The organism is Streptomyces sp. NPDC093111, assembly GCF_040683955.1.
Lineage (GTDB): Bacteria > Actinomycetota > Actinomycetes > Streptomycetales > Streptomycetaceae > Streptomyces.
Genome location: NZ_JBFBNW010000005.1, coordinates 122,939 through 147,298, shown reverse-complemented (window position 1 = coordinate 147,298; position 24,360 = coordinate 122,939). Strand labels below are relative to the sequence as shown.

21 protein-coding genes are annotated in these 24,360 nt (G+C 72.5%); 10 read left to right on the top strand and 11 right to left on the bottom strand.

Going from position 1 to position 24,360, the window contains the following annotated elements:
* Positions 1–3: 3 nt before the first annotated feature.
* Positions 4–948, bottom strand: a complete 945-nt coding sequence (locus tag AB0Q96_RS09990) for a DMT family transporter (RefSeq protein WP_365324041.1) — start codon at positions 946–948, stop codon at positions 4–6.
* 112 nt (positions 949–1,060) lie between these two features.
* Positions 1,061–1,669 carry a dihydrofolate reductase family protein gene (locus AB0Q96_RS09985; protein ID WP_365323559.1) on the bottom strand — a complete coding sequence of 203 codons (609 nt, stop codon included), beginning with the start codon at positions 1,667–1,669 and terminating at the stop codon, positions 1,061–1,063.
* 233 nt (positions 1,670–1,902) lie between these two features.
* On the opposite strand from AB0Q96_RS09985, the gene AB0Q96_RS09980 reads away from it, so the two are divergent.
* Positions 1,903–2,643, top strand: a complete 741-nt coding sequence (locus tag AB0Q96_RS09980; protein WP_365323557.1) for an SDR family oxidoreductase — start codon at positions 1,903–1,905, stop codon at positions 2,641–2,643.
* Positions 2,644–2,887: 244 nt separating this feature from the next.
* Here the strand turns inward: AB0Q96_RS09980 and alc are convergent, their stop codons facing one another.
* Together alc and allB are read right to left on the bottom strand one after the other, a co-directional pair.
* Entirely contained in the window at positions 2,888–4,003 is a 1,116-nt protein-coding gene (gene alc, locus AB0Q96_RS09975; protein WP_365323555.1) for an allantoicase, read from the bottom strand.
* A 1-nt stretch (position 4,004) separates the two neighbouring features.
* Entirely contained in the window at positions 4,005–5,348 is a 1,344-nt protein-coding gene (gene allB / locus AB0Q96_RS09970; protein WP_365323553.1) for an allantoinase AllB, read from the bottom strand.
* A 356-nt stretch (positions 5,349–5,704) separates the two neighbouring features.
* On the opposite strand from allB, the gene AB0Q96_RS09965 reads away from it, so the two are divergent.
* The gene (locus tag AB0Q96_RS09965) at positions 5,705–6,520 is read left to right on the top strand and encodes an IclR family transcriptional regulator (protein WP_365323551.1); all 816 of its coding nucleotides are present in this window, start codon (positions 5,705–5,707) and stop codon (positions 6,518–6,520) included.
* 79 nt (positions 6,521–6,599) lie between these two features.
* On the opposite strand, the gene AB0Q96_RS09960 is transcribed toward AB0Q96_RS09965, so the two are convergent.
* Both AB0Q96_RS09960 and AB0Q96_RS09955 read right to left on the bottom strand, forming a co-directional pair.
* Complete coding sequence (locus tag AB0Q96_RS09960; protein ID WP_365323549.1) at positions 6,600–7,376, bottom strand: ABC transporter ATP-binding protein; 777 nt, start codon at positions 7,374–7,376, stop codon at positions 6,600–6,602.
* Positions 7,373–8,455 (bottom strand): ABC transporter permease, encoded by a 1,083-nt coding sequence (locus AB0Q96_RS09955; protein WP_365323547.1) that lies wholly within the window; start codon positions 8,453–8,455, stop codon positions 7,373–7,375. Before AB0Q96_RS09955 ends, AB0Q96_RS09960 begins: the two co-directional genes overlap by 4 nt.
* A 124-nt stretch (positions 8,456–8,579) precedes the next feature.
* On the opposite strand from AB0Q96_RS09955, the gene AB0Q96_RS09950 reads away from it, so the two are divergent.
* Complete coding sequence (locus tag AB0Q96_RS09950) at positions 8,580–9,761, top strand: sensor histidine kinase (RefSeq protein WP_365323545.1); 1,182 nt, start codon at positions 8,580–8,582, stop codon at positions 9,759–9,761.
* Entirely contained in the window at positions 9,758–10,384 is a 627-nt protein-coding gene (locus tag AB0Q96_RS09945; protein ID WP_365323543.1) for a response regulator transcription factor, read from the top strand. The genes AB0Q96_RS09950 and AB0Q96_RS09945 overlap by 4 nt, the downstream gene beginning before the upstream one ends.
* A gap of 333 nt (positions 10,385–10,717) precedes the next feature.
* Here AB0Q96_RS09945 and AB0Q96_RS09940 read toward each other — a convergent pair whose 3' ends face one another.
* Entirely contained in the window at positions 10,718–11,029 is a 312-nt protein-coding gene (locus AB0Q96_RS09940) for a DUF5955 family protein (protein WP_365323541.1), read from the bottom strand.
* Positions 11,030–11,231: 202 nt separating this feature from the next.
* Here AB0Q96_RS09940 and AB0Q96_RS09935 point away from each other — a divergent pair, with 202 nt between their 5' ends.
* From AB0Q96_RS09935 to AB0Q96_RS09925, 3 genes are all read left to right on the top strand, one after another.
* Positions 11,232–11,843 (top strand): nucleotidyltransferase family protein, encoded by a 612-nt coding sequence (locus tag AB0Q96_RS09935; RefSeq protein ID WP_365323540.1) that lies wholly within the window; start codon positions 11,232–11,234, stop codon positions 11,841–11,843.
* Between the two features lie 225 nt (positions 11,844–12,068).
* On the top strand, positions 12,069–13,691 hold the full coding sequence (aceB, locus tag AB0Q96_RS09930) for a malate synthase A (protein ID WP_365323538.1): 1,623 nt from the start codon (positions 12,069–12,071) through the stop codon (positions 13,689–13,691).
* Positions 13,692–13,977: 286 nt separating this feature from the next.
* Entirely contained in the window at positions 13,978–15,126 is a 1,149-nt protein-coding gene (locus AB0Q96_RS09925) for a GDSL-type esterase/lipase family protein (protein ID WP_365323536.1), read from the top strand.
* Between the two features lie 77 nt (positions 15,127–15,203).
* On the opposite strand, the gene AB0Q96_RS09920 is transcribed toward AB0Q96_RS09925, so the two are convergent.
* The gene (locus tag AB0Q96_RS09920; protein ID WP_365323534.1) at positions 15,204–17,003 is read right to left on the bottom strand and encodes a hypothetical protein; all 1,800 of its coding nucleotides are present in this window, start codon (positions 17,001–17,003) and stop codon (positions 15,204–15,206) included.
* Between the two features lie 55 nt (positions 17,004–17,058).
* On the bottom strand, positions 17,059–18,009 hold the full coding sequence (locus tag AB0Q96_RS09915) for a fibronectin type III domain-containing protein (protein WP_365323532.1): 951 nt from the start codon (positions 18,007–18,009) through the stop codon (positions 17,059–17,061).
* A 155-nt stretch (positions 18,010–18,164) separates the two neighbouring features.
* Between AB0Q96_RS09915 and AB0Q96_RS09910 the strand changes: the two genes are divergently transcribed.
* The 3 genes from AB0Q96_RS09910 (at position 18,165) to AB0Q96_RS09900 (ending at position 22,131) form a co-directional block, all read left to right on the top strand.
* Positions 18,165–18,743: a hypothetical protein gene (locus AB0Q96_RS09910; RefSeq protein ID WP_365323530.1), complete on the top strand. Its 579-nt coding sequence runs from the start codon at positions 18,165–18,167 to the stop codon at positions 18,741–18,743.
* A gap of 135 nt (positions 18,744–18,878) precedes the next feature.
* The gene (locus AB0Q96_RS09905) at positions 18,879–19,304 is read left to right on the top strand and encodes a hypothetical protein (protein WP_365323528.1); all 426 of its coding nucleotides are present in this window, start codon (positions 18,879–18,881) and stop codon (positions 19,302–19,304) included.
* Positions 19,305–19,386: 82 nt separating this feature from the next.
* Positions 19,387–22,131: a tetratricopeptide repeat protein gene (locus AB0Q96_RS09900; protein WP_365323526.1), complete on the top strand. Its 2,745-nt coding sequence runs from the start codon at positions 19,387–19,389 to the stop codon at positions 22,129–22,131.
* Between the two features lie 58 nt (positions 22,132–22,189).
* Here the strand turns inward: AB0Q96_RS09900 and AB0Q96_RS09895 are convergent, their stop codons facing one another.
* Complete coding sequence (locus tag AB0Q96_RS09895; RefSeq protein WP_365323524.1) at positions 22,190–22,840, bottom strand: aspartate/glutamate racemase family protein; 651 nt, start codon at positions 22,838–22,840, stop codon at positions 22,190–22,192.
* Between the two features lie 62 nt (positions 22,841–22,902).
* On the bottom strand, positions 22,903–24,252 hold the full coding sequence (locus AB0Q96_RS09890; RefSeq protein WP_365323522.1) for a nucleobase:cation symporter-2 family protein: 1,350 nt from the start codon (positions 24,250–24,252) through the stop codon (positions 22,903–22,905).
* Positions 24,253–24,360: the final 108 nt, after the last annotated feature.

The window sequence follows — 24,360 nt, the reverse complement described above, 5'->3', positions numbered from 1 at the left end:
CGCCTACCGCGCGGCGGTGTCGGCGTCGTCGGCGGCGTCGGCGGCCCGGCGGCCCCAGGTGGTGCCGGCCAGGACGAGGACCGCGCCCGCGAGGCCGAGGGTGCCGGGGCGGTCGCCGGCGAGGGCGATGCCCGCGCCGGCGGCCCACAGCGGCTCGGTGCCGAGCAGCAGGCTGACCCGGGACGGGGAGGTGCGGCGGACGGCCCACATCTGCACGAAGAAGGCGAAGAGCGTGCAGAAGACGGAGAGGAAGAGCAGTCCGGCCCACTCGCGGGGCCCGAAGCCGAGCGCGACGGACCAGGGGGAGGCCCCGGTGCCGGGCAGTGCCGCCAGGACGGCGAAGACCGCGACGGCGGAGCCCAGCTGGACGGTGGTGAGGGAGAGCGAGTCGGCGCTCCGCACCGCCTTGATCCGGGACATCGCGAGGACGTGCGCGGTGCGGGCCAGGGCGGCGAGCAGCATCAGCAGGTCGCCGAGGGTGGGCGCGGTGAAGCCGCCGCCCTGCGTCAGCAGCACCACGCCCGCGACGGAGAGCGCGGCGGCGGCGAGGAAGGCGCGGGGCGGCCGGGTGCCGGTGACGGCGGCTTCGGCGAGCGGGGTGAGGATCATGGTGAGGCTGATGATCAGGCCCGCGTTCGTGGCGGAGGTGTGGACGACCCCGTACGTCTCCAGGAGGAAGATCCCGGCGAGGATCAGCCCGAGCGTGCCCGCCCCGCGCCACTGGGCGGCGCTCAGGGCCGTCAGCCTGCGCCACCCCGCCGCCACGAGGACGGGCAGCACCACCGCGAAGCGCAGGACCAGCACCGCGATGACGGTGTGGGTGGTGGTGATGCCCTTGGCGGCGAGGTAGCTGGCGCCCCAGACGACCGCGACCAGCAGGACGGGCAGGTCGGTGAGCCAGCCGCGGCGCGGGGCGTCGAGGGGTACGGGTACGGCGAAGGAGGACATGGGAGCCGGCTCCAACTCGATGAACGGGGTGGAGACTTCGACGGCTCGCACGCGGAAGGGTCACCGTATCCAAAGCGGCCCGTGGTGGCTACACCTTGTCGGTGCGAGGTGGTCAGTAGCTCCCGTATGTGGGGCGTCCCGCCTGCTCGTACGTCTGGATGGCGACGCCGGCGGCCGTGGTGCGGGCGTCGGTGAGCCGGAAGGCGCTGGGGGTGGCGCCGTCCGCGAAGAAGCGGAGGCCCTTGCCGAGGACGACGGGGAAGACGGCCAGGTGCAGGGTGTCGATGAGGTCGTGCTCCATCAGGGTCTTGGCGAGCCCGGCGCTGCCGTGCATCTGGATCTCGCCGTCGAGCTCCTCCTTGAGCGCGGCGACCTGCTGGGCGACGTCGCCGGAGAGGACGGTGGTGCCGTTCCAGTCGGCGGTGGTGAGGGTGCGTGAGGCGACGTACTTGGGGAGGCCGTTGAGCTTGCTCGCGACCGGGTCGTCCGGGTCGGTGTGCTTGGGCCAGTAGCCCGCGAAGATGTCGTACGTGCGGCGGCCGAGCAGGAAGGCGGTGGGCCGTTCGAAGACCTCGGTGATGAAGCGGCCGAAGTCCTCGTCCCCGTACGGGACGGACCAGCCGCCGAGGTCGAAGTCGTCGCTCGGGTCCTCCTCCGGGCCGCCGGGGGCCTGGTGGACGCCGTCGAGGGAGAGGAACTGGGTGAGGCTCAGGGTGGCCATGACAGGTGCCCTTTCTCTTCTTCCGGACCATCGTGTCTCACCCCTGTGGACCGCGCCGCCCGGCGGAACTCATCGGTGATCGCCTCACCGTCCGATTCCCGCCAGCGTCGGAACCGCGCCCCGCGTTTGATTGAACTCGCAACGATGCGAACGACGCAGACGACGCGAACAACGCAAGCAACGCGGACAACGCGGCGGCATGACGACGAACGACGGATACGAAGGAGTACGACATGGCCGGCATGAGCGGCAAGGCGGTTCTGGTCACCGGGGGCAGCCGGGGCATGGGGGCGGCGACGGCTGTCCGGTTCGCCCAGGAGGGCGCGGACGTGGCCTTCACCTACGTCCAGGGCGAGGAGCGGGCCCGCGAGGTCGCGGCGCGCGTCGAGGCCGCCGGCGGGAAGGCGCTGGCGCTGCGCGCCGACGCGGGGAGCGCGGGCGACGCGGCCGGCGCCGTGGAGTGGGCGGCGGACGCCCTCGGGCGCCTGGACGTGCTCGTCAACAACGTGGGCGCCGGGGTGCTCGGCCCGCTGGAGTCACTGACCCTGGCCGACGTGGACCGGGTGCTCGCGGTGAACGTCCGCGCGGCCTTCCTGGCCTCGCAGGCCGCGGCGGCGCGGATGGAGCGGGGCGGGCGGATCGTCACGATCGGCAGCTGCATGACGCAGCGGGTCCCGGGTCCCGGCGGCACGCTGTACGCGACGAGCAAGGCGGCGCTGGTCGGCCTGACGAAGGCGCTGGCGCGGGAGCTGGGCGGCCGCGGCATCACCGCGAACATCGTCCACCCGGGCCCGACGGACACCGACATGAACCCGGCCGACGGCCCGTACGCGGAGCCCCAGACGCAGATGACGGCCCTGGGCCGGTTCGGCACCGCCGAGGAGGTCGCGGCGATGGTCGCGTTCCTGGCCGGTCCGGACGCGGCGTACGTGACGGGCGCGGAGTTCTCGGTGGACGGCGGGCACGCGGCGTAGCCGCACCACCGGGACCGACGAGTGAGCCGAAGGGCGCGCCGGTCGCACGGCTCCGAGCGCGCGGAGCCTCCCGAGGAACGAGGGAGGCGAGCACGCTCGGAGCCGTGCGACGGGCTCAAGGCGCCCGGAGGCGAACCGAGTCCCGAAAAAGAGCGAAGGCGAGGGCGCACCGTTGCTGTCGGTCGGTGCGCCCTCGTGTGCCGGGCGGGGTGTCGTGCCCGCCCAGTTCATGGTCCGGGTGGCGTCAGCCGCCCAGCTCCTGGTGGCGGGCGGTCAGCCGCGCCGTGCCCGCTTCGGTGAGCGAGCCGAAGAGACGGAGGCGGGAGATGCCGCCGTCGGGGAAGATGTCGATCCGCACCCGCGAGCCGACGGCCGGCGTGTCGAGCACGAAGCGGTGGTTGGTGTCGGGCTGGAGGCGGGTCCGGGGCAGGATCTCGGTCCAGTCCTCGGAGCCCTCGGCGGCCACGGAGAGCGCGGCCCAGCCGGCGCTGTTGCCCTTGAGGTACGCGGTGTCGATCTCGACGGCGCGGATCTCGGACTCGGCGGCGAGGCTGTAGCGGATCCAGTCGTTGCCCTTGTCGCGGCGGCGGCGCGTCTCCCAGCCGTCGTCCATCTTGCGCGAGCGGCCGGGCTGGATGGTGTTGGTGGCCGGGGAGTAGAAGCGGTCGGAGGCGTCCTCGACCTGGCCGCCGTTCTCCAGGGCCGCGAGGTCGAAGGTGCCGAGCACGCCGAGCCACCGCGGGTCCGGGGCGACCTCGCCGTACACCCGCAGGCGGGCGATGCCGCCGTCGGGGTGCTGGTTGACGCGCAGGTGGGTGAAGCGCTGCTCGACGTCGACGGCGAAGCCGTTGGCGGCGTGGCCGCCGATGGCGGTGCGCGGGACGAGCGTCGTCCACTTCACGTCGTCGGCGAGGAGTTCCTCGGGCGAGGGCGAGCCGGCGACGGAGGTGGCCTCGACGGAGACGGCCTGCGGGTAGTTGCCGCGGAAGTGGGCGGTGTCGACGACGATGCCGCGGATGACGCCGGGGGCGCCGAGGCGTACGAGGGCCCAGTCGTGGTCGTCCTCGGTGGGGTGCGGCACGGCGGCGGAGACGCCGCGGCGGCGGCGGGTCTCCCAGCCGTCCATGATCTTGCCCTTGTGCCCGAAGTGCTCGGGGTCGAACTCGGCGGCCTCGGGCTTGAGCAGGTTCTCGCGCTCGGCGAAGAACTCGTCGTTGGCGGCGGTCACGCCCGCGCCGAGGCGCCGGTCGGCGAGGTCGGCGTACTGGGTGAAGGGGAAGTCCGCGGTGCGGTAGTCGGCGTACGGGTCGCCGCCGCCGTAGGGGCTCGCGTCACCGGTGAAGCTGGGTATGGACGACACGTCAGTTGTTCCTTTCGAGGAGGCGGCCGGAGGGCTCGGCGAGGGTGCCGCGGTCGGCGATCCGCTCTCCGCGCAGCCAGGTGGAGGTGACGACGCCGTACAGGGTGCGGCCCGCGTAGGCGGTGACCCGGTTGCGGTGCTGGAGCTCCGCCGGGTCGACGGTGAAGGTGGCGTCGGGGTCGACCACGGCGAAGTCGGCGTCGCGGCCGGCCTCGATGGCGCCCTTCTGCCCGAGGCCCGCGAGCCGTGCCGGTGCCTCGGACATCCAGCGGGCCACGTCGGTGAGGTCGTGGCCGCGGCGGCGGGCCTCGGTCCAGATGGCGGGCAGGCCGAGCTGGAGGGAGGAGATGCCGCCCCAGGCGGAGGCGAAGTCGGGGGTCTTGAGGTCGGCGGTGGACGGCGAGTGGTCCGAGACGATGCAGTCGATGGTGCCGTCGGCGAGGCCCTGCCAGAGCAGGTCCTGGTTGGCCTCCTCGCGGATCGGCGGGCAGCACTTGAACTCGGTGGCGCCGTCCGGGACCTCCTCGGCCGTGAGGGTGAGGAAGTGCGGGCAGGACTCGACGCTGATGCGCACGCCCTCGGCCTTGGCGGCGGCGATCAGCGGCAGCGCGTCGGCGGAGGAGAGGTGCAGCACGTGGACGCGGGCGCCCAGGCGGCGGGCCTGGTTGATCAGGTTCTCGATCGCGGTGTTCTCGGCGACGCGCGGCCGGGAGGCGAGGAAGTCGGCGTACTTGACGGCCTTCTCACCGGCCATCTGGGGGGCCGCGGCGAGCTCGTGCGGGTCCTCGGCGTGGACGATCATCAGTCCGTCGAAGCCCGCGATCTCGGCCAGCGAGGCGGCCAGCTGGTCCTGGTCGAGTTGCGGGAACTCGTCGACGCCGGAGGGCGAGAGGAAGCACTTGAAGCCGAAGACGCCGGCGTCGTGCAGGGGGCGCAGGTCCTTGACGTTGTCGGGCAGCGCGCCGCCCCAGAAGCCGGTGTCGATGTGCGCCTTGGCCCGGGCGACGTCCTGCTTGACGCGCAGGTGGTCGACCGTGGTGGTGGGCGGCAGCGAGTTGAGCGGCATGTCGACGAGGGTGGTGATGCCGCCGGCGGCCGCGGCGCGGGTGGCGGTCCAGAAGCCCTCCCACTCGGTGCGGCCGGGGTCGTTCACATGGACGTGGGTGTCGACGAGTCCGGGCAGGACGACATCGTCGCCGACGTCCTCCAGCCGGGCGCCGGCCGGTACCTCGGCGTCGTACGGCAGCACGGCCGCGATCGTCCCGCCGGCGACGGCGATCGAGGCGGCGCGCGTCCCCTCGGGAGTGATGACGCGCGTCGAGCGCAGGACCAGGTTGACGTCCACCCGTACCCCTTCTTCCAGGAACTTCTTCCACGAACATCCACGAAGAACTTCCACGAAGCAGAAATTCAACGAACTGTTGAAGGAGTCTTCCCGCGAGACGACATGTCGTCAAGGGCACACTTCCAGCATGGGCGACTCTTGAACCCGCCTTGGATGTTTCCACAGAGTGGAATGTAAATTTCGTACAGTAGAACGTAGCTCCGCACATGCGGGGCCCACAAGGACCCCTCCCGGCGGCCTCCGACACCGGACAAACACCCCCCTGACCGGCCCGGACGCCGGAACCGGGCCGTGTGTCCCGGCCACCCGCCCGGTAGGCTGCTGCCTTGCCCGCCTGCCCCGAAAGGACCGTTGCCGTGCCGACGTCCAGCGCCAGCACCACCGACGCCGCCAAGCCCGCCGCCGCGAGCGGCGGCGTCCAGTCCCTCGAGCGTGCCTTCGATCTCCTGGAGCGGATGGCCGACGCCGGCGGCGAGGTCGGGCTGAGCGAGCTCTCCGCCAGCAGCGGGCTCCCGCTGCCCACCATCCACCGCCTCATGCGCACCCTCGTCGCCTGCGGGTACGTACGCCAGCAGCCCAACCGGCGGTACGCGCTCGGCCCCCGGCTGATCCGCCTCGGCGAGTCCGCCTCCCGCCTGCTCGGCACCTGGGCCCGGCCGTACCTGGCCCGGCTCGTCGAGGAGACCGGCGAGACGGCGAACATGGCCCTGCTCGACGGCGACGAGATCGTGTACGTCGCACAGGTGCCGTCCAAGCACTCCATGCGCATGTTCACCGAGGTCGGCCGCCGGGTGCTGCCGCACTCCACCGGTGTCGGCAAGGCGCTGCTCGCGTACACCCCGGCGGACGAGGTGCGCGCGCTCCTCTCCCGTACCGGCATGCCGGCCGCCACCGAGAAGACCATCACCACGCCCGAGGGCTTCCTCGACGCGCTCGCCGCCGTGCGGGAGACCGGGTACGCGGTCGACGACAACGAGCAGGAGATAGGAGTCCGCTGCCTGGCGGTCTCCGTCCCCGACTCCCCCACCGCGGCGGCGATCTCCATCTCGGGCCCGGCCGGCCGGGTCACCGAGGCGGCCACGGAGAAGATCGTCCCGATCCTCCAGCAGGTCGCCGAGGAGCTGTCCGCGGCCCTCGCGAACACGGCGGCCAACGGCAACGGGCAGGGCTGAGACCCGTACACCGGCACACCGAAGGGGGCGCCCGGAGTCCGAAGACTCCGGGCGCCCCCTTCGCCGTACCCGCGCCGGATCAGACCGCGGCGGGATCCCCGGCGTCCGTCGCGAGGTCCGCACCGCCGACGCCGTGAGCACCGTGAGCACCGTCCGTGCCGCCCGTGCCGTCCACGCCGTCTTCGGTGAGGCGTCCGTCCCGCACGGTCACCGTGCGGTCCGCGCGGCTCAGGTGGGTGCGGTCGTGGGTGACCAGGACGGTCGCGGTGCCCCGCTCCCGGGTGAGGCCGGCGAGCAGTTCCATGACCGCCGCCCCCCGCTCGTGGTCCAGGGCGCTGGTCGGCTCGTCGACCAGGAGGACCGAGGGCTCGTTCATCAGGGCGCGCGCGATGTTCACGCGCTGGCGCTGACCGCCGGACAGCTGGTGCGGGCGCTTGTGGGCCTGGTCCGCGAGGCCGACCGCGTCGAGGAGCTCCATGGCCCGCTGCCGCGCCGCCCGGCCCATCCGCCCGGACAGGTGCGCCATCACCTCCAGCTGCTCCAGCGTGCTGAGCGAGGGCAGCAGGTTGGGCTGCTGGAAGACGATGCCGATCTTCTCCCGCCGCAGCTCCGCCTTGGCCGCCTGGCTCAGCGGCCCGATGTCCGTGCCGGCCACCACCACCCGGCCGCTGTCCGGGGTGACCAGCGTCGCAGCCACCGCGAGCAGGCTGGACTTGCCGGAGCCCGAGGGGCCGACGACGGCGGCCAGGGTGCCGCCGGGGACGTCCAGGGAGACCGCGTCGAGGGCGGTCAGGCGTCCGTCGCCGTCGGGGTAGGTCAGGGTCACGTCGTCGAGGACGAGGTTGTCGGTGGTCACCGCGCGCTCCCAAGGGCGGTCAGAGGGTCGACGGCCGTGATCCGCCGGATGGACAGCGCCGCGCCGAGCACACCGAGCACGATGATCACGGCGGCCGGGCCCAGCACGGTCAGCGGCTGGAGGACGAAGGGCACGTTCCCGCCGCTGATCAGGGCGCCGATGCCGGTGGCGAGACCGGTGCCGACCAGGGTGCCCGCGCCGAGCATGATCACGGCCTGCCCCAGCGCGTCCTTGAGGAGGTACGGGGTGGAGGCGCCAAGCGCCTTGAGGACGGCCACGTCACCGCTGCGCTGGATGGTCCAGACGGTGAAGAAGGCTCCTATGACGAGCGCAGAGATCGCGAACAGGAAGCCGCGCATCATCTGCAGCGAGCCGTTCTCGGCCTGGTAGGACCCTATGGCGGTGAGCGCCTCGTCGGGCGTCTTCGACGAGGTCTTGTCGGCCGCGTCGCCGGCGGCCCAGTCCACGCCGGAGCCGCTGAGCGCGATCACCGTGGCCTGCTCCTCGGACGTGGTGCCGCTGTGGCCCAGCTTCTGCCAGTCGTCGAGCGACGTCCACACGACGGGCGTGTGGCTGTACGAGGCGTCGCCGGAGACCGCGACGACCGTGGCCTCCACGGAGCCGAGCCGCACGGCGTCGCCCGTCCGGACGTCCAGCTCCTCGGCCGCCGACTCCGACAGGACCGCCTTGCCGGGGGCAAGCCTGCCGCTCTCCGGGGCGATCCCGGAGCCCGGCTCCGTACCGAAGGCGGAGAGCGCGGCCGTGCGGTCGCCCGCGGTGGCGTTGAGGCTGCGGATGCCGAGCGGCTCCGCGCTCTCCACGCCCGGGCGCGCGGCCCAGTCCCGCCACTGCTTCTCGGTGACGGTCGAATTGGTGAAGGACACCGACTGGCCGGCGGGCGGGGCCGCGAAGGCCAGCCGGTCCGCGGACAGACCGGTGATCGCGGAGATGTTCTCCCGCGCGAGCCCGGCGGTCAGGCCGGACAGCAGTCCCACCAGCAGGGTGATCAGGACGATCACCGTGCCCATCAAGGTGAATCGCCCCTTGGCGAATCTCAGGTCTCTCCATGCCACGAACATGGGACCAAGCCTGCTCGGCGGGGCCCTCCCCGGGCATCGCGCCACGGATTGCACCGCAATCAAACTTTCGGTTGAGTCCGGAATGTCCGGACCGGCCCCCGGGCCCGCATACGCTGGACGGACCATGGATCCCCGTTCACTGACCCCCGTCATGCGCGCCCTGCGGCTCTGCCTCCATCTGCTGATGGCGGGGCTGCTGGTGCTCGCCGCGCTGCGCGCCGAGTCGGCCGCGGGTGTCGCGGCGGCCGTACTGACCGCCGCCGTCTACGCGGCCGGCTCGCTGCTCCCGTCGGTGCGGGAGTCGCGGCGGGGCGCGGCGGTGTGGCTGGGCGCGCTGTCCGCGGCCTGGCTGCTGCTGCTGTGGACCACGCCGGACGGACTCTGGGTGGCCTTCCCGCTCTACTTCCTCCAGCTGCACCTGCTGCCGGTGCGCTGGTCGGTGCCGGCCGTGGCGCTGACGGCGGGCGCGGCGATCCTGTCGTACGTGCGGCACGGCGCCCAGCTCAATCCGGGGGTGTTCATCGGGCCGGTGCTCGGCGGGGCGGTGGCCGTCGCGACCGTGCTCGGCTACGAGGCCCTGTACCGGGAGAGCGAACGGCGGCGGCGGCTCATCGAGGAGCTGATCGCCACCCGGGCCGAGCTGGCGGCTGCGGAGCGGCACGCGGGGACGCTCGCCGAGCGCGAGCGGCTGGCCCGGGAGATCCACGACACGCTGGCGCAGGGGCTCTCCTCGATCCAGCTGCTGCTGCGGGCCGCCGAGCGGGCGCTGCCCGCGGACTCCCCGGCCGCCGGGCACATCGAGGAGGCCCGGCGGGCCGCGCAGGACAACCTGGCGGAGGCCCGGCGCTTCGTGCGCGCGCTCAGCCCGCCGGACCTGGAGCACGGCTCACTGGCCGGGGCCCTGGAGCGGCTGTGCCGGACGGCCGGTCCGGACGGTCCCCGGGTGCGTTTCTCGGTGAGCGGGACGCCGGCCGAGCTGCCCACCCCGTACGAGGTGGCGCTGCTGCGGATCGCGCAGTCGGCGCTCGCCAACACCGTCCGGCACGCCGCGGCCTCACGGGCCGAGATCACCCTGTCGTTCATGGGCGGTTCGGTGGCCCTGGACGTCGTGGACGACGGTACGGGCTTCGAGCCGGGCGCGGTCCGGCCCTCCTCCGAGGGCGGCTTCGGGCTGCCCGCGATGCGCTCCCGGGCCGAGTCGCTGGGCGGTGCGTTCACCGTCGAGTCGGCGCCCGGCCAGGGCACCGCCGTCGCCGTCACCCTTCCCCTGCCCGCCGCCCCTCTGCCCGCTGGAGCCGACGCATGACCATCCGACTGCTGCTCGCCGACGACCATCCGGTGGTACGGGCCGGGCTGCGCGCCGTCCTCGACACGGAGCCGGACTTCGCCGTGGTCGCGGAGGCCGCCACGGCCGAGCGGGCGGTGGAGCTGGCCGCCGCCGGGGACGTGGACGTGGTCCTGATGGACCTCCAGTTCGGTGCCGGGATGCACGGCTCGGAGGCGACGGCCGCGATCACGGCCGTGCCGGGCGGGCCGCGGGTGCTGGTCCTGACGACGTACGACACCGACGCGGACATCCTGGCGGCGGTGGAGGCCGGGGCCTCGGGCTATCTGCTGAAGGACGCCCCGCCGGAGGAGCTCGCGGCGGCGGTACGGACAGCCGCGGCCGGCCAGTCGGCGCTGGCGCCCGCGGTGGCGCACCGGCTGATGGACCGGATGCGGACCCCGTCGGAGGCGCTGACCAAGCGGGAGCTGGAGGTGCTCCAGCTGGTGGGCGAGGGCCTGTCGAACCAGCAGATCAGCAAGGCGCTGTTCCTGAGCCAGGCGACGGTGAAGTCCCACCTGGTGCACGTCTTCGCCAAGCTGGGCGTCGACTCGCGCACGGCGGCGGTGGCGACGGCGACGGCCCGGCGGCTGATCAGGCGCTGAGCTCGGGCCCGGGTGGGCACCCTGGGGCGGCCCACCGTCGGCGGGAGCGTCGGCGCCGTGGGCCCGCCTACCGTCGGCGGGCGGTTGGGCGGGTGTCCCCCGTCGGCCGGAGGTTCGGCGGGTGTCCCCGTCGGCGGGCGGTTGGGCGGGTGTCCCCCGTCGGCCGGAGGTTCGGCGGGTGTCCCCCGTCGGCCGGAGGTTCGGCGGGTGTCCCCGTCGGCGGGCGGTTGGGCCGTGTCGCCGTCGGTCGGTGGGCGGTTGGGCGGTGTCGCCGCCGGTCGTCGGACGGTTGGGCGATGTCGCCGTCCGTGGACGGTGCCGCCCTCGGCGGTGTCAGCCCGTCGGCGGGCCGAAGAGGTCCACGGCGCGGCGGAGGACGGTCAGGCCGTCGGCGAGGGCGCTGACGGAGCCGACCGAGCCGGCGACGAGCAGCAGCGAGCGGCGCAGCCGGCGGACCTCGGGGGCGCCGCCCGCGGCCATGGCGTCCAGCGCCGCGAGCTCGTCCTCGGCGATGCCCCGGTCGGTGAAGTCGGTGCGCAGCGCGGCCAGTTCGCGCCTGAGCCGGGAGACGGCGGTCCTCAGCCCGTCCACCCTGGGGTCCACGCCCTCGCCGGTCACTCGCCTCTGCCCCACGCTTCGCAACATGGTTCCCCCCTCGTGCACGTCCTTGTGCCGACCCGCCGGGCGCACTCCGGCGCCCGGGGTCGCGGGCCAGTTAACTCCTTCGCGCGCCCGGCGCGCCAGCGGGCGGACGTAATTCAGGCGTCCGTGTGACGGGGGCGCGGGAAGGGCGATGCGGTATGCAGTCCTCATGACTGGTGAGACGACTGGTGAGACGACTGGTGAGATGACCGGTGAGACGGCGGAACCCCTCGTGGCGGGCCTGCTGCTGGCGGCCGGCGGCGGCCGGCGGCTCGGCGGCCGGCCCAAGGCCCTGCTCACGCACCGCGGGCGCCCGCTCGTCGAGAACGCGGTGCGGGTGCTGCGCGAGGGCGGCTGCGAGGTGGTGCACGTGGTGCTCGGCGCGGCGGCCGACGGGGTGCGGGAGCGGGCGGTGCTGCCGGGCTGCGTGCTGGTGGACAACCCGGACTGGGCCGAGGGCATGGGCTCCTCGCTGCGGGTGGGCCTCGCCTCCCTGCGGGCGGCGGCGCTGCCGGTGGACGCGGCACTGGTGTCGCTGGTGGACCAGCCGGGGATCGGGGCGGCGGCGGTGGCCCGGGTGCGGGCGGCGTACCGCTCGCGGGACAGCCTGGCGGCGGCCTCGTACGAGGGGAAGCGCGGCCATCCGGTGCTGTTCGGCGCCGGCCGGTGGGCGGGGATCGCGGCGGGGGCGGTCGGGGACCAGGGGGCGCGCGACTACCTGAAGGCGCACCGGGATGCGATCACGCTCGTGGACTGTTCGGATGTGGCCGAGCCCTATGACATCGACACGGAGGCGGACCTGGTGCACCTGGAGTGAAGGCGGTGGCACCGAGCGCCACGTTGTGTCGACCCGAAGAATCTCGACATCAACAAACCATTGAACTTCCACCATGAGGAAACTAGTATCCACTGTTCAGAAGCGCCTGCTCTTTGAGACGGCGCTCGCGGCCGTACCTCGGCGCCTATGGCACTCCGTGCCGTACGCGATGCCCGGCGGCCGTCTGGCACCGCCCGTGAAGCCCGCTGAAGGAAGTGACAGTTCATGTCCGCACCAGCGCCGTCCTCCCTGGTCGTCGTCGAAGCCGAGCCCCTGCCGCGCCAGGAGGAGGTGCTCACCGACGCGGCGCTCGCCTTCGTGGCCGAGCTGCACCGCCGGTTCACCCCGCGCCGCGACGAGCTGCTCGCGCGCCGCGCCGAGCGCCGCGCCGAGATCGCCCGCACCTCCTCGCTGGGCTTCCTTCCCGAGACCGAGGCGGTCCGCGCCGACGACTCCTGGAAGGTCGCGCCCGCCCCGGCGGCCCTGAACGACCGGCGGGTCGAGATCACCGGCCCGACCGACCGCAAGATGACGATCAACGCGCTGAACTCGGGCGCGAAGGTCTGGCTCGCGGACTTCGAGGACGCCTCGGCGCCCACCTGGGAGAACGTGGTCCTCGGCCAGGTCAACCTGGTCGACGCGTACACCCGGAACATCGACTTCACCGACCCGCGGTCGGGCAAGTCCTACGCGCTGAAGTCGGCCGACGAGCTCGCCACGGTCGTCATGCGCCCGCGCGGCTGGCACCTGGAGGAGCGTCACCTGACCGTCGACGGGCGCCCGGTGCCCGGCGCCCTGGTCGACTTCGGCCTCTACTTCTTCCACAACGCCCAGCGCCTCATCGACCTCGGCAAGGGCCCGTACTTCTACCTGCCGAAGACCGAGTCCCACCTGGAGGCCCGCCTCTGGAACGAGATCTTCGTCTTCGCCCAGGACTACGTCGGCATCCCGCAGGGCACCGTCCGCGCCACGGTCCTCATCGAGACCATCACGGCCGCGTACGAGATGGAGGAGATCCTCTACGAACTCCGCGACCACGCCGCCGGGTTGAACGCGGGCCGCTGGGACTACCTGTTCTCCATCGTCAAGAACTTCCGTGACGGCGGAGCCAAGTTCGTCCTCCCGGACCGCAACCTGGTCACGATGACGGCCCCGTTCATGCGCGCGTACACCGAACTCCTCGTCCGCACCTGCCACAAGCGCGGCGCGCACGCGATCGGCGGCATGGCGGCCTTCATCCCGTCCCGCCGGGACGCCGAGGTCAACAAGGTCGCCTTCGAGAAGGTCAAGGCCGACAAGGACCGCGAGGCCGGCGACGGCTTCGACGGCTCCTGGGTCGCCCACCCCGACCTGGTCCCGATCGCCATGGCCTCCTTCGACGCGGTGCTCGGCGAGAAGCCGAACCAGAAGGACCGGCTGCGCGAGGACGTGCACGTCGAGGGCCCCGAGCTCATCGACATCGCCTCCCTGGACGCCCACCCCACCTACGACGGCCTGCGCAACGCGGTCCAGGTCGGCATCCGCTACATCGAGGCATGGCTGCGCGGCCTGGGCGCCGTCGCGATCTTCAACCTGATGGAGGACGCGGCGACCGCCGAGATCTCCCGCTCGCAGATCTGGCAGTGGATCAACGCCGAGGTCGTCTTCGAGAACGGTCAGCAGGCCACCCCGGAGCTGGCCCGCGCGGTCGCCGCCGAGGAGCTGGCCGCGATCCGCGCGGAGATCGGCGACGAGGCGTTCGCGGCCGGGAAGTGGCAGCAGGCGCACGACCTCCTGCTGCACGTCTCGCTCGACGCCGACTACGCGGACTTCCTCACCCTCCCCGCGTACGACCAGCTGGTCGGCTGACCGCACAGCGGCCGAACAGCACAGGCGTTCACGCGCCGGACACCGCGCGCGGCCCCGCGCGCACAGGCTCCGCCCCCGTTGCCGAGGCACCGGGGGCGGAGCCCTTTCCGTATGCCGTTCGCACGTTTGCCTTCCTTTCGATCCATGGCGTTTCACAAGTCACGTGACGTAACCGAGACGCGCGGCTACCTAGCGGTAATAAGCCGTGCCGTGCGAGATTCCGCCATGCCACCGGCCGGCGGCTGTCCCCCACTCACTGCGCACCGCACACCGCAGGAGCACAGCCATGCCTTCGTCCCCCCACCGCGCCCTGCGCGGACTGCTCACCCTGTGTCTCGCCGCCGGACTCGCCTCGCTGGCCCCCACCCCCGCCCTGGCCGCGCCCGGCTCCGGTCCCACCGCCGTCGTCTCCATGGGCGACAGCTACATCTCCGGCGAGGCCGGCCGCTGGCAGGGCAACAGCCTGACCACGAGCGGCTCCCGCACCGGCACCGACCGGGCCTGGACCGGCAGCGGATACGACCCGAGCCGCGTGTACGGCGCCTCGCAGACCAACGGCTGCCACCGCTCGGACTCGGCCGAGGTGAGGAGCGCGGGCGGCCTCGCCACCGAGCAGATCAATCTGGCCTGCTCCGGGGCCACCACCCGCAACGTCTTCCGCGCCTCCAACGGCGGGGTCGCCTACAAGGGCGAGGCCCCGCAGGCCGACCAGCTGGCGTCGGTCGCCGCCACCCGTGACGTGAAGCTGATCGCGCTGTCGATCGGCGGCAACGACCTCGGCTTCGCCGACGTCATCACCACCTGCGCCACCGACTACATCGTCTGGTACTCCTACTGCCACGACGACCAGCAGGCCGCCGTCGACGCGAGGATCGACGGGGCGATGGCCGCCGTCGGCAAGTCGATCGACGAGATCAGGGCCGTGATGACCGGCGCCGGCTACGCCACCGCCGACTACCGGATCGTCCTCCAGTCGTACCCCTCCCCCATCCCCCGCTCCACGGAGAACCGTTACGGCGAGAGCGGCTGGAGCCGGACGAACACCGGCGGCTGCCCCTTCTGGAACGCCGACTCCGACTGGGCCCGCGACTCCCTCGTCCCGCAGATCGCGAACCGCCTGAAGGCGGTGGCGCGGGCCAAGGGCGCGCAGTTCATGGATCTGCGCGACATGCTCCAGGGCCGCGAGGTGTGCGCGAAGACAAGCAAGCTGGTCGGCTCCACCGCCCCGGCCTCGGCGACGACGAGCGAGTGGGCGCGCTGGATCGACCAGAACGAGACCCAGGGACCGCTCCAGGAGGACATGCACCCCAACTACTACGGGCAGTTGGCGCTGGGCCGCTGCCTCGCCCTGATCAACGGCCGCACCACCGGTGACTACAGCTGCCGCAACACGGCGGGCACGGGCGCCTCGGGGATGTACCTCACGGCGGGGTGACAGCTCGACCACCAGGTGACGGCGGGAGGCACCCCGGCCGGGTCACGGCGGAACGGCACGCCGGCACCCCGGCCGGGTCACAGCGGGACGATGCCCAGGGGTCCGAGGACCCGTACCGTCTCGTGCGGGTCGGCCGCGGCCATCGCGGCCACCAGCGCGGCCGAACCGCCGGGCCAGCGCCCGGCCGCCGTGTCGAAGGCGGTACGGCGGGACTCCAGCGGCCCCTTCTTGCCGGGCAACCCGTCGAGGACGGCCAGGGCCCGGGCGGAGGCCGGCACCGCCTTCGGATCGACGTCCTCGCCCCGGGCCCGCAGGGCCGCCTCCGCGCGGGCCCCGGCCACCGGGTCGGTGAGGGTGCGGCGCAGGGCGCCGGCCGGCGCGGCGGACAGGTCGAGGACGCCGAGCAGCGCCCGGGCGGACGCCGCGTCGGACGTGCCCGCGTGCACCCGGCCGACGGCGCCGAGCAGCTCCGTCCAGGCCTGCTCGTCGACGTCGCCGGGGGCCGCCTCCAGGGCCCGCAGCCACTCCCTGAGCACCCGCTCGGCGGCGGCCGGAGGCCAGCCCGCGGCGGCGCCCACCAGCGTGGGCGCGTCCCAGGCGGCGGCGTCGGCGGCGTCGGGCACGGCGACCCCGCGGACGGCGAGCAGATAGCGGACGGTGGCGGCGCCGTCCGGGGTGAGACCGAAGGCGTCGCCTCGGCGGAAGACGAGCCCGGTCGAGGCCAGCCGGTCGACGACGGCGGCCAGCTCGTGGGCGGGCCCGTCGAGCCGCGCCCGGTCGGTGTCGTTGATGCCGGGGGTGCCGAGCAGGCGGGCGAGCTCACCGGCGGTCGGCGTCGTGTACGCGGGTGAGGCCGGCGGCGGTACGCGGACGGGGGCGTCCTCCAGGGCCGGGTCGACCGGCCAGTCCTCGAACTCGGCGGCGCGGCGGGCGACGGACTCGGCGGAGCAGCCGCGCTGGTACAGCGTGTAGAGCAGGTGGGCGGCCTCGCCGCCGTACGTGCCCTCGTCCGCGAGGGCGTCCACGGCGGCGGCGAGCAGGTCGGCGTCGCCCTCGGGGTCCGGCGGGTCGCCCTCCTCCTCCGGCGGGGGCAGCGGCTCGGCGGGGTCGCCGTAGTAGTCGAGGTGTTCGTCGAGCAGCGCGTCGGCGAGGACGAGGTGCGGGAAGGCGTCGGGTCCGGGCGCGAGGTGGGCGTAGGCGCCCGTGAGACCTTCGGCGAGGCCGGCCGCGGTCCACCGGTCGAGCAGCGCGGCGGCGACCGTGCCGATCCCCTGGGCCACGTCGTGGTCGGTCAGCACCGGTCCGGCGGACGGCGGTTGCCCGGCGTCGCGGACATAGGCCCGGGTGAGCGCCTCGGCGAGCAGGACGTCGGCGACGGCGGTGCGCCCCATGAGGTCGGCCCGCCGCACCCCGGCGGGGACCGGCGGCCCGTCGAGCCGGGCGAGCCAGGCCCGTACGGCCGCGGGGTCGTCGGGATCGGTGCCGTCGGCCCGCAGGAGCTGGGCGTACCAGCGCGGCCAGGTGAGGTTGCCGGGGTCGCCCATGGCCCGCTCGAAGTCGTCGGCGGCCTCCCCGATCACCCCCTCGACCCCCGCCCGGCCGTCGCCGTCGAAGCGGCGGGCGAGCGCCCGGAGCACGGCCGGGTAGGCGGCCAGCTCCTCGGGTGCCGCGCACACGAACGCGGGCAGGTCCTCCACGAGCAGCCGCCGCACCAGGGCGGGCGTCGGCTCGGGCAGCCCCGTGGCCCGGTCCGCCCCGCGCAGCGCGAGCAGACCCAGCACGGCGTCGGCGGCCCTGCGCGCTCCAGGGCCCCGGAACTCGGGGCTCGCCTCCAGGAACGCGGCGAGCCCGGTGTTGGTGAGAACGATCTCGGCCACGCTTCCCAGCGTAGTTCCGACGCGGTGTGCGTGCGTGCCTTCAAGGGGTCACCCTTCAGGGGGTCACCACCGTGCGGGGCGCGGAGAAGTCGCCCCAGGTGCCGTCGGGGAGCCGGGCGCGGAGCGTGACGGTGTAGCGGGTGCCGGGGGTGGTGGGGACGGTGAGGGTGTACGTGACGGGGCCGGGCGGGGGCTGGGCGCCCCAGACGATCGTGGTGGCGAATCGGCCGTTCAGGTAGAGCTGGTGCTCCTTGACGGGGTCGCCGGTACGGGGCGGGGTCCAGGTGAGGGTGACGGCGCCCTTCGTGGCCTTCGCGGTGACGGCGGTGGGCGCGGTGTTGGGCGGGGCGCCGGCGGCGGGGGCGGTGGTGAGGTCGGCGGGGGCGCTGTCCGGGGAGGAGTTCTCGGCGGCGTCGCGGGCCCGGACGGTGAACGCGTAGGCGGTGCCGGGGCGCAGACCGGTGAGCCGGGCGGTGGTCCCGGTGCCGGGGACGGTGTGGACGCGGGCGTCGCCCTGGTAGACGTCGTAGGCGGTGACCCGGGTGTCGTCGCGGGCGGGACGCCAGGTCAGGGTGGCGCCGTCGGGTCCGGCGGGGGCGACGCGCAGGGCGGTGGGGCGGGTGGGGGGCGTGCGGTCCTCGGCGGTGGCGGCGAGGGTCGTGGCGGAGACGGCGGCGCTGTCCGGGGAGAGGTTCCCCGCGGCATCGCGGGCGCGGACGGTGAAGGTCTGCGGGGTGGCGGGGGCGAGGCCGGTGACGTCGGTCATGAGGGTGTCGGCGGGGAGGTCCTTGACCTTGCGGCCCTGGCGGTAGACGGCGTAGCCGGTGACGCCGCGGTCGTCGGTGGCGGCGCTCCACATGACGTGCACGGTGCTGGCGCTGCCCGCGGCGGCGGTGACACCGGTGGGCGCGGTGGGGGCGCCGGTGTCCTTCGCGGGCGCCGCCGAGCAGGCGGCGACGGCGAGGCAGGCGACGGTCAACAGGCTTGTGGCGAGCGGGCGTTGCACGGGACGCCTCCGTCCGGCCGGGCGATCCGGGAAAGGTCTGGACCTGTATGACACAGGGGTGGGCGGCTCGACAAGGGGCGGGCGGGGAGGGGCGCTGTCAGCGGGGTGCGCTTCACTGGATCCATCACTCTCCGTAGTCGATTTCAGGGGGATTCGTGACGGACCGTACGACCTATCTGACCGTGACCGGGCTGCGCCTGCGCGGCTGGAGCGACGCGATGATCGCCGAGCTGCTGGGCCAGGCCGATGTGCAGGGGCGGGACCCGAGGCGCTGGTCGCTCACACCGGTGCGGCTCTTCCTGCTCGCCCGGATCGAGGCCGTCGAGCGCACCCCGGAGTTCCTCCACGCCGCCGCCGTCGCCGGGCGGGGGTCGGCGGCGGCCGGGGCGGGGGCCGAGCGGCGGCGCAGGGCGGTGCTGGCCGCGATCCGGGCCGAGCCCATCGAGGTCCCCCGGCTGCTCGCCGCCGAACTGGAGCGCCGCGCGGTGCGCCACCGCCACCTGCTCGGGGCACGCGGACCGGGCGGCATCACCGCGGGCGCGATGGTGCGCTGGCAGGTCGGCTACCTGCGCCAGGCACTCGCCCGGTACGAGACCCTCCTCGACGGCCTGTACGGCGACACCGGCCGCGCCGAGGCGGAGCGCCTGCTGCGCCGCCGCCTGTACGAGGCGATCGCGGCGGCGTATCCGGCACTGGCGCACGAGTGCGGGCGACGGATGGAGCTGGAGCGGTGAGGGCGGAAGCGCGTACGGCCGATCCGCACACGACATCCGCCGCGCCCTTCAGCGATCGAATCGAAAGGACCACCGCCGTCGGTTCCGCCGTGCACACTGTGCACACCAGCACGTCACGAACGTCAAGGAGCCTTCGTGGAGGACGAATTAACAGCCTTCTCACTCACCGCTGGGGCCAGGCTCGTCGCCGTGATGACGACCGACGCTCACCCGCGCGCCCTGCAGGCGGTCCTTGAGCAGTGGCGCCGGATTCGCCCGGCGGAGGCCGACATACTCCTCGAACAACTGGAGGACTCTCGCGCTGCTCTGATGGACGCCAGGGCCCGAGGCATCGTGCGGCGTGAGGGAGAGCTGGGTGCGTGGTGGCAGGAACGCCTCACTTGGTTGTTCTCCACCGACCCGAGAGCGGTCGGCGCGCTGCACCTTGCTTTGACCCGCAAGACCACAGAGGCCACTTCCCAAGTTGACGTCCGGGCCGGATCCATACGGATGGCAGGCAGAGCACGAGGACACGCGCGGGTTTTCCAGGCCGGCCGCGATCAACACATCATCGAGCACTGACAGCTGCACGGCACGCCGTGCAGCTGTCTTCAGTCCTTCCTGACACGTCCAGCGGCAATCCATCCAGAGAACGGAGCACACGTTGCTGTTTCGCGACAGTGACATGGTCCAGCACATCAGGCAGAAGGCACGGGTCTCCGGGGAGGGTCGCGTCGTCCAGGCCGGACGCGACCAGGTGAACATCGAGGGCGACGTCGTGAACGTCTACCCAGGCGCCCACGATCCATCGGAATTCGCCAGAGTCTCCGTCACTCCTCCGAAGGGTCTGCACCCACGCCACTTGCACGGCCGTGACGCGGTGCTTCGCGCACTCGGTGCGGACGGCATCGAACCCTTGAGGGGCAGCGTCACCGTCCTGCACGGCATGGGTGGGGTCGGAAAGTCCGCCGTTGCCCTGTCACTCGCCTCCATCGTTCAGGACAACGGCATCCAGGTGTTCTGGGTCCGAGCCTCCGACGCCGAGGGCATTCCGGCTGCCTTGCGCCAGATCGCCGCGAAACTGGTCGGTTCCGAAAACCACGCGCGACAGGTGGCCGCCGGTGTTCTGGCCCCGGTGGACCTGGTGTGGGAGGCCCTCGATGCGAGCAGCCGGCCCTGGTTGTTGGTCATCGACGGTGCGGACGCCCCTGCTGAGATCGAGCGCACGTTGGAGCCGGCCTGGCTGAGGGGATCCATGACCGGAGCGGTCTTGGTCACCACCCGACTCGGCAGCCCCGATCTGTGGCCAGCAGAGGCATCCATGATCAAACTCGAACCTCTGGATCCGGCATCCGGTACCGAATTGCTGCTCGATCTGGCCGGCGGCTCGGAGGCTCAGTGGCAAGCGGCCGACCTGCTCTCCCGGCGCCTCGGCGGCATTCCGCTCGCCTTGCGACTCGCTGGCCGATGCATCTCTCAGCCGCTTTCCCCCCTCCGTGACTTCGCGACATTCCACGCCGCCCTGGACAAGGACTTTGCGAACGTGGTCGACCGAGCCGTCGACGCGTCGGTCCGTCCTCGTTCCGACGGAGACGCCCGAGATCTCGTGATGCAGACCTGGGAGGTGTCGCTGGACGCCTTGGAGTGGCAAGGCGTACCTCACGTCAGGTCGATCATGCGCGTGCTGTCGTGCTGGGCAGCGCAGTCGGTACCCGTGGAGCTCCTCTCGCCCAAAGTCCTCCTCCGCACGCACGGATCCGACGAAGGGCCCTGGGACCCTCTCGCCGTGGAGCGCGCACTGAGTGCTCTCCACGCCGTCGGGTTGATCGACATCGTCGACGAGAGTCCGGTGATCCAACCAGTGGAGGGAAGCACCTTCTACCACTGGACAGGTGACGTTCGTACCCATAGATGCGTCGTCGTGCATCCGTTGGTCTCCGAGGTCAACGCCGCGAAGCTGATGGGCTCACCGGGACGCGCCAGCGCATGGGCCGCCGCCGCTCGTTGTATCGGGGCGATGCGAGGCGGATGGGGAGCCCCGTCCTCCGCCGGCCTCTGGCAGCTCCTGGTTCCGCACCTGGCGGCGACAGCCGCGCGTCTCCCGGCTGACTTACCCGAGTTGTTCGAAACGATCGTCGAAACACAGATGTACCTGAGCAGGTATCTCAGACTGTCGGGGCAGTACGAATCCGGGCACAGGACTTCCCGAGCACTCCATGACCGGCTCAGCAGTATCAGCCCCAGCGACGGATGCCGCTTCCAGATCGTGTACGAATGTGCGGAATGGGCATGGCACATGTCCCGGCTGGAGGAGGCGAACGCCCTCGTCTCATCGGCATGCCATCTCGCCGAAAGGACCTTCGGGAAGCAGAATTTCCACACCCTGATGGCACGCGAACTGGCCATCGCCATCCACACGGAACTCGGAAACCTCAGCTCTGGCGAACTCCTGGCCCGCGAGCTGTGCCAGGAGTTGGAAGACCTGCCGCAGTTTCCCTACCTCTCTATGCAGGCACATCACCATCTGGCGACCACCCTCAGAGAATCTGGACGACTCGAAGAAGCGGAGGTCTACTCCCGCAAGGCTGTCGGACTCATGGACGGGCTTAACGTGGCGCCCTTCACTCGCGCCGTGCTCCAGCACGAGCTGGGAGTCATCTGGTGGCATCGAGGTCATCTCGACCGGGCCCGCCGGCTGCTGGAGAGGGTGCTACTCCTGCAGAAGAAGTCCCTTCCTCCGTGGCACCCGTCCATTCTGGTCACTCGCTACGACATCGCATCCATTCGAGGTATCGAAGGAAACCTCGTACGGGCACTGTTCGAGTTCATGGACATCCAGCTCATCGAGCAGGACGTCCTGGGTGATGATCACCGGAACACCCTGCAGACCAAGCATCAAGTAGGGCAGCTCCTCGTGCAGCTGAAGGAACTCGACCGGGCCGAAGCCATTCTCGACCAGGTGGAAGAGGGATACCGTTCGGGGGGACTTCTCGGCCGCACAGCCGATGTGCTGTCAACACGTCATGAAAGGGTCCACATCTTGGCTCAGCGGGGGCGCCACAGGGAGGCCCATCGCGAGTGGAGACAGATCCTTGCGGAAGAACAGCGGAGTCTCAGCGCCGAGCACCCGTCGACACTGAGAACCCACTACAACTGGGCTGTCTGCTGGGCGAGACTCGGCTTCCCGGCATTGGCCCGCGCCGAGATGCGGAAGGTTCTCGCGGCACGACGCCGTGTCCTCGGACCCAATCACTATGAGACCCTCGAAGCCGTACAGACGCTCGCCGACCTGGGCCGCCTACCCGCCAAGGGATGGTCCTTCGGCGGTACGGGCAGAGCCAACATTCCCCGCAATCGGCAGGAACGCCGGAGCAAAGGCGGCTCCCAGGGCCCCACTCCCGCACAATGACCGCCTCGGGACACCATCTGGTCCGCAGCCTCGTCTCGTGCCCAGGCCCGCTCGCCGGCTAGGTCAGAAGCCGTGTGATCGTGCGGCAGGCGGCGGGGACCGGGGCGATGACCGGCACCGGGAGTCGGGTGCACAGGGACTCGGCCGCGTCGCCCAGTGGGCCGCCGCCGATGACGACCGCCTCGGCGCCGTCGCGCCGGACGCAGGCGAGGGCGGCGCCCTCCAGGGCGGCGAGCAGGGGCCCGGGGTGGGCGGCGAGGCGCTCGGGGTCGGCGGCGGTGAAGCGGGTGCCGGTGTACGAGGCGGCCAGACCGAGGTGTTCGACCCGGGCGTCGATCGCGGCCGCGAGGCGTGGGGTGGTCGTGGCGATGCCGAAGCGGCGCCCGCCGGCCGCCGCTTCGGCGAGCGCGGCCTCGCCGATGCCGACGACGGGCAGGGCGTCCCCGAGGGCCGCCCGCAGTGCGGCCACGCCCGGGTCGCCGAACGCGCCGACGATCAGGGCCGCTCCGTCGCCCCCGGCCAGGGCGGCGCGCGCGGCGGCGACGGTGTGCGGGGCGGCGGCGCGCAGGGCGGCCGGGTCGGTCAGCATCGCCGGGCCGTGGGCGGCGGTCGCGCCCCGGACGCGCAGGCCCGTGCCGGTGAGGGCGCGGCGGGCGAGGGTGGTCATCATCCGGGTGGTCGCCGTGGAGGTGTTGGGGTTGACCAGCACCACCGCCCCGGGCCCCGCGGCGTGCGCGGGGACCGGGGCGGGCGGGGGTGGCGGGCGATGGTTCAGTGGACGTGCGCCGCCTTGGCGCTTCTGGTGTCGGAGATCTCGCCGCCCGGCTCCATGGGCGCGGTCACGGTGTCCTCGTCACCGCGCTTGCCGAGGTGGTTGAAGACCAGGTTGAGCAGGACGGCCGCGACACAGCCGGTGGAGATGCCGGAGTCCAGGATGATCTTCGCGGTCTCCGGGAAGGCGTGGTAGAACTCCGGCTTGGTGATCGGGATGATGCCGACCGCCAGCGAGACGGCGACGATCAGCACGTTGTTGTCCTTCTCCAGGCCGGCCTTGGCCAGGGTCTGGATGCCGCTCGCGGCGACCGAGCCGAAGAGGACGATGCCCGCGCCGCCGAGGACCGGCCGCGGCACGACCGATATCAGCGAGGCGGCCACCGGCGACAGGCCCATGAGGACCAGGAAGCCGCCGCCGCAGGCGACCACGAAGCGGCTGCGGATCCGGGTCATGGCGACCAGGCCGATGTTCTGTGCGAAGGCGCTGCACATGAAGCCGTTGAACAAGGGGCTGAGCGCGGAGCCGAGGGTGTCGGCCCGCAGTCCGGCCGCGATCGTCTTCTCGTCGGCGGGCCGCTCGACGATCTCGCCGAGCGCCAGCATGTCGGCGGTCGACTCGGTCATCGAGACGAGCATGACCACGCACATGGAGATGATCGCGGCGACGGCGAACTGCGGTGCGCCGAAGTGGAACGGGCTCGGGAAGCCGACGATGTCCGCCTCGGTGACCGGGGTGAAGTCGGTGACGCCGAACGGTATCGCGAGGAGCGTGCCCACGACGAGGCCGACGAGGACGGCAACCTGCTTGAGGAAGCCGCGGGTGAAGCGGCGCAACAGCAGCACGATGACCAGGGTGATGCCCGCGAGGGACAGGAAGGTGGTCGAACCGTAGTCGTCCGCCTTGGGGTTGGGCCCTTGGGCCCAGCCGAAGGCGACCGGGAGGAGGGAGACTCCGATGAGGGTGATCACGGAGCCGGTGACGACCGGCGGGAAGAACCGCACGAGCCGGGAGAAGAAGGGGGCGGCGAGGAAGCCGAGGAGTCCGGCGACGATGATCGCGCCGAAGATCACCGGCAGGGCGTCGGCCTTGTCCTTCGTGGTGTCGACGATGGCGAGCATCGGGGCGACGCCGGCGAAGGTGACGCCGTTGACGAACGGCAGGCGGGCGCCGATCTTCCAGACGCCGAGGGTCTGCAGGAAGGTGGCGAGTCCGGCGGTGAAGAGACTCGCCCCGGTGAGGAAGGTGAGTTCGGTCCCCGAGAGGCCGACGGCCGCTCCGACGATCAGCGGCGGGGCGACGACTCCCGCGTACATGGCGGCCACGTGCTGGAGGCCACTGGTGAGCATCTTCAGTGGGGGCAGGACCTCGTCTACCGGGTGTGTGTCCCGGGCCTCAAGGGCGGACCCTGCGTCTTGTGCATTGCGAACCTGGGGCTTGGCGGCCACGGCGGTTCC

Excerpts from the sequence above, each read along its gene's own strand:
- AB0Q96_RS09990 (WP_365324041.1), bottom strand. The coding sequence starts at position 948 with ATGTCCTCCTTCGCCGTACCCGTACCCCTCGACGCCCCGCGCCGCGGC.
- AB0Q96_RS09985 (WP_365323559.1), bottom strand. The coding sequence starts at position 1,669 with ATGGCCACCCTGAGCCTCACCCAGTTCCTCTCCCTCGACGGCGTCCAC.
- AB0Q96_RS09980 (WP_365323557.1), top strand. The coding sequence starts at position 1,903 with ATGGCCGGCATGAGCGGCAAGGCGGTTCTGGTCACCGGGGGCAGCCGG.
- AB0Q96_RS09955 (WP_365323547.1), bottom strand. The coding sequence starts at position 8,455 with ATGTTCGTGGCATGGAGAGACCTGAGATTCGCCAAGGGGCGATTCACC.
- AB0Q96_RS09950 (WP_365323545.1), top strand. The coding sequence starts at position 8,580 with ATGGATCCCCGTTCACTGACCCCCGTCATGCGCGCCCTGCGGCTCTGC.
- AB0Q96_RS09945 (WP_365323543.1), top strand. The coding sequence starts at position 9,758 with ATGACCATCCGACTGCTGCTCGCCGACGACCATCCGGTGGTACGGGCC.
- AB0Q96_RS09940 (WP_365323541.1), bottom strand. The coding sequence starts at position 11,029 with ATGTTGCGAAGCGTGGGGCAGAGGCGAGTGACCGGCGAGGGCGTGGAC.
- AB0Q96_RS09935 (WP_365323540.1), top strand. The coding sequence starts at position 11,232 with ATGACCGGTGAGACGGCGGAACCCCTCGTGGCGGGCCTGCTGCTGGCG.
- aceB (WP_365323538.1), top strand. The coding sequence starts at position 12,069 with ATGTCCGCACCAGCGCCGTCCTCCCTGGTCGTCGTCGAAGCCGAGCCC.
- AB0Q96_RS09925 (WP_365323536.1), top strand. The coding sequence starts at position 13,978 with ATGCCTTCGTCCCCCCACCGCGCCCTGCGCGGACTGCTCACCCTGTGT.
- AB0Q96_RS09890 (WP_365323522.1), bottom strand. The coding sequence starts at position 24,252 with ATGCTCACCAGTGGCCTCCAGCACGTGGCCGCCATGTACGCGGGAGTC.